6 protein-coding genes and 1 pseudogene are annotated in these 4,089 nt (G+C 56.8%); 6 read left to right on the top strand and 1 reads right to left on the bottom strand.

Going from position 1 to position 4,089, the window contains the following annotated elements; translation table 11 throughout:
- The first annotated feature begins 75 nt into the window (after positions 1-75).
- Positions 76-822 carry a Crp/Fnr family transcriptional regulator gene (locus tag C9413_RS28830; RefSeq protein WP_040115013.1) on the top strand — a complete coding sequence of 249 codons (747 nt, stop codon included), beginning with the start codon at positions 76-78 and terminating at the stop codon, positions 820-822.
- Between the two features lie 531 nt (positions 823-1,353).
- The gene (locus tag C9413_RS28825) at positions 1,354-1,611 is read left to right on the top strand and encodes a hypothetical protein (protein ID WP_052451769.1); all 258 of its coding nucleotides are present in this window, start codon (positions 1,354-1,356) and stop codon (positions 1,609-1,611) included.
- A gap of 240 nt (positions 1,612-1,851) precedes the next feature.
- Here the strand turns inward: C9413_RS28825 and C9413_RS28815 are convergent.
- Positions 1,852-2,151 (bottom strand): annotated as a pseudogene (locus C9413_RS28815) (lipid kinase); the annotation flags it as partial.
- 219 nt (positions 2,152-2,370) lie between these two features.
- On the opposite strand from C9413_RS28815, the gene C9413_RS28810 reads away from it, so the two are divergent.
- From C9413_RS28810 to C9413_RS28795, 4 genes are all read left to right on the top strand, one after another.
- Entirely contained in the window at positions 2,371-2,856 is a 486-nt protein-coding gene (locus C9413_RS28810) for an Hsp20 family protein (protein WP_040115011.1), read from the top strand.
- Between the two features lie 152 nt (positions 2,857-3,008).
- Positions 3,009-3,230: a hypothetical protein gene (locus C9413_RS28805; RefSeq protein ID WP_040115010.1), complete on the top strand. Its 222-nt coding sequence runs from the start codon at positions 3,009-3,011 to the stop codon at positions 3,228-3,230.
- Positions 3,231-3,426: 196 nt separating this feature from the next.
- Positions 3,427-3,693: an acylphosphatase gene (locus C9413_RS28800; protein ID WP_040116495.1), complete on the top strand. Its 267-nt coding sequence runs from the start codon at positions 3,427-3,429 to the stop codon at positions 3,691-3,693.
- A gap of 168 nt (positions 3,694-3,861) precedes the next feature.
- On the top strand, positions 3,862-4,089 hold a 228-nt coding region (locus tag C9413_RS28795; protein ID WP_170251257.1), incomplete at its 3' end, for a Rieske (2Fe-2S) protein.

Genomic DNA, 4,089 nt, shown 5'->3' with positions numbered 1-4,089 from the left:
ATGCATAAAGCAGTTAATGGCTATTCCCCATGACGCTTTGTGTTGGCCCGGGCTCTAACATGATTGGAGACGTCCATGCCATCCTTCTCACAGGCGAGCGTTGCAAACAGACTACTTAAGGCATTGGCGCCGGAAACCTTCGAGCGGCTCCGTTCGGAAATGACCCCGGTCGATCTTGGTCTTAGACACGTTGTTGTCGAAACCGACACGCCCATCTCACATGTTTGCTTCATCGAGAGCGGTCTTGCGTCAATGGTGGCCGTCAGCTCCGACGATGAGGTGGTTGAGGTCGGGCACGTGGGACGGGAGGGTCTTGGTGGCCACCATGTGCTGTTAATGACCGACCGCACCCCGAATAGAACATTCATGCAAGTTGCTGGAACTGGAATAACCATTCCGGTCGAACACTTCATGACCGTTATCGACAACCATAAGCCGACGAGGGATTTGTTGCTTCGCTACGTGCATTCGGCGACCTTGCAGCTTTCTCACTCAGCTCTGGCAAACGCGCGCTACAGCATGCAGGAGCGCCTCGCGCGATGGCTGCTGATGTGTCATGACCGTCTCGAGGGCGACAATCTCGCGCTCACCCATGAGTTCCTTGGAATAATGCTCGGTGTTCGGCGTGCTGGTGTGACCAACGAGTTGCACATCCTCGAAGGCATCCACGCCATAAAATCAACGCGGGGTAACGTGCGCATCATCGACAGGGAAAAGCTCAAGAAAATTGCCGGTGGCTGCTACGGCTTGCCCGAGGCGGAGTACGAGCGGCTGATAGGCATTCCAATGAGCCTGGCGCATCGGGCTATTCGCATCGCTTGATCGATCTGCAAACTGAACAACACAAGAACGGCCGGCATCGTCGCAGATTTTAGTATTCCGGTCGGAAATGTCTCGTCTCCGAGGACAGCGCCGCTCATCAGTGCGCGCGCGTCTTGAGCGCCTCATGCCTGACATCTTCCAGCCAGGGAGATCAGTGCCTTCAAGTTCGGTGATGACATTGATCCTGCCGATCACATTGAAACAAAACGTCGGCACCGCCGGCTATTGAATGTCGATCATTTTGGCTCAAGGGCGCGTGAAGCTCTCAATCAGTCAGACCGGCTGGCTTTCTATTAAACGCTGCTGACCAAGAACCGTGGTTCTTGAAGCCAGGGGAGCGGATCAGATGCTGATACGTTCTGGCCCCGTCACATCGGCCCAGCTTGTCCGGCAGCGTGGCCGGTGCGCTTGATGGATCAGGTATGTCCGAAAACGCACAGTGCCTTTTAGCCGTTCGCCCTTTCTGCCATAGTTTTTCTGGCCCTGACGAGGTTGTTTTGGGACGCCTTTATTGCTTCATCGGAGGGCATCATGGTTCTCTTTGAACTTCTCTCCTTCACGGACGAAGAGGTCGATCTCATCACCTCCGGCCTGCGTCAGTGGTCGCAAAAAAATCGCGTTGACATCCACAGCGAACGCGGCCAGGACGCGGTCAAGCGTGCCATCGAGCTTGTTAGCTGTGGCATCAAGACGTCGGATACTTTGGCCGAGAGGCTCAACCGCGATTGCGCGCCACCGCGCGGTGATCATCCTTCATCACTTGCTGGCGACGAAAGCCGAAGCGGCTGACGACTATTCCAGTTCTGACATCCTTGCCGCTGCTTGCGCCGGCCGGCAAAAATTCGGCGAGAGGAAGTGCTTTCCCTGGATTGTGCTGCGTCTGTAAGGACTATTGCTGGCGCTCGGCCGCCCGCTCGGCAAAGTTGAAATTCTCCGAAAGGACGCCGTAGCCGGGATGGACGGCCTCGGCACCTGTTGTTATGCAGGCCGCGATGACGACCTCGACATCGAGATAGCTTTCGGCCGCGAATTCCAGGTGAGGTCGGGCGTCTTATAGGCGGCGACAATGTCGGCCTCGGATGTATTGACGACCTTCACGTCGCGATCTGTCAGCTTGATGCTTTCGAGCGCGCGAGCAAGCAGGTAATGCGAGACGGAATACGCGACCAGATTGACATTCTGGCCCCTGGTATCGGTAAGGCTCGTCATTTTCTTGAGGATTACGCCGTCATTGCCATTCGAAAAGTCGCCGACGAGCACGGCGGTCGTATCGACGCCGCCGGCGGCCGGAATGGAAAGGCCATCCATCTCGGCAAGCGTCACGGCGTCTAAGGCACGAAAAAATGCAATGTGGAAGACGGCATTTCAAGAACGGCGGCGACAATTTTTAGCACTCTGGGTCCTGGAGTGCCAATTTTTTCCTGAACGCTCTTGAACCTGAAAACTCAGCAACCAAATCAGTTCCGTCAGCCGCCCGTACGGGGCTGACTGTTGGAGACGCGAGTTTCCAGCGTCTCCATTCCATGTTGCTTTACGGAGGATATGGCTATGAGAAACGAATTCGACTTCGCCCCCCTTTACCGGTCCAGCATCGGCTTTGACCGCGTCTTCAATCTCCTCAACAATGCGCAGCGATTTCAAGCTGTCGATACCTGGCCGCCTTACGATATCGTCAAGGCCGGTGAGGACGAGTACCGCATAACCATGGCAGTTGCAGGCTTTGCCGAGGAGGATCTGTCGGTCACACATGAGCGAAACGTGCTCGTCATTGCCGGCGCGAAGCCCGACAAGGAGGATATGCAATATCTGCATCACGGCATCGCCGGCCGATCATTCGAACGACGCTTCGAACTGGCCGACCACGTCAAGGTGCTTGGTGCGAGCCTGAAGAACGGTCTTCTGTCGGTCGAGCTGAAACGCGAGATCCCCGAAGAGATGAAGCCGCGGCGCATTGCTATCGGAATGAATGAGGCCAAGCAGACCAAGGAGGAGACTGGGCCCCTACAGATCGAAGGCGAAAAGCAGGTGGCCTGATCGACCATGACGACGACCCGCGCCGGTCTTCTACCCGGCGCGGGCAATTGCCGCGGTTGGACGCGCTGCGTGTCATATTGGCTGACGGGAGCGACACAATGTGCTGCCACAGCCGCAGTCGTGAAGTGCCGAACGTGAGGGAGGTGATTGAAATGACCCTATCATCAGGAGAGGTAAGGGCCATCATCGGCCCGGTTGACGAGGTCTTGCTTGCAGACATTTTGGCGACAGGAGCTTCGGCAAATGAACTGGCAGAAGCCTGGGCCTGGGTCAATGCTGAAGAAGCTCTGGCCGATGAAGGCCGTCCGTTGCCGACGGGAAGAATTGCGCGGCTTGTTGATTTGCTGGATCCCGGCCAGGAAAACGAACTATGAAGCGCCGCTTGCCGTTTCTTTTCGCGACTGATCGGCAGGTAAAGAGCAGTGCCTACTGATAGAGCGTCCGGCCTTGTGTGACGCCGGCGGCAGAACGCGACAGCGAGCGCGGCTGAGGCGCGCTTTGACGACCACCCTTTCATTCGTCCACTTGGGCGCTATGCTTGATGCCAAGATACCAAGCTTAGGGCCTTTTATGACGGACCAACATCAAAGCGACTTTCGGGAGCGAATGACGATCCTCGGCGAACTTGACGCCGCCTCCTTCCTTCCTTGGATCCGACGCCATGCGGCTAAGCTCGGGCTTGCGCAGGCGATCGCCCATACCAGTTCCGATCGAGTCGAGCTCGACATCACCGGGCCCGTGGAGCTGATCGACATGATGGAGATCGGTTGTTTGCTCGGGCCCATCGATGTCTGGGTCGAGACGATACACCGCACACCAATTGGCAGAATCTCCTGACGTAGCGATCGATCCTTTTCTGGCCGCATGTGCATCGTATGCCTTATATTTAATCAAGATTGCCAATGCGGAAAAATTATGCAAACGTGACCGCACTGATTGGCGGACGCCGACCGTTAGCCGCGGATTCACCAACCAGGCCATTGATTTTATATAGAAAGCCGAGTGATGCTGCCTGACACGACGGGCTCTTGGACGCCAGTCGCCCTTTCCGCGGATTTGCCAGCGGGAACCGTTGTTCCGGCGCGGACGCCAGCCGGACCGATTGCTCTTTGGCGAAGTCAGTCGGGGCACGTGACAGCATCGGCAGACCGGTGTCCGCACCGCGGCATGCGCTTGTCTCACGGCTGCGTGCGTGGTGAGGCACTTTCGTGCATCGGTGTCTTAGACACATCT

This window comes from Rhizobium sp. SEMIA 4085, from assembly GCF_013004495.1.
Classification (GTDB): Bacteria; Pseudomonadota; Alphaproteobacteria; order Rhizobiales; family Rhizobiaceae; genus Rhizobium; species Rhizobium gallicum.
This window is presented reverse-complemented; position numbering and strand designations above follow the sequence as displayed.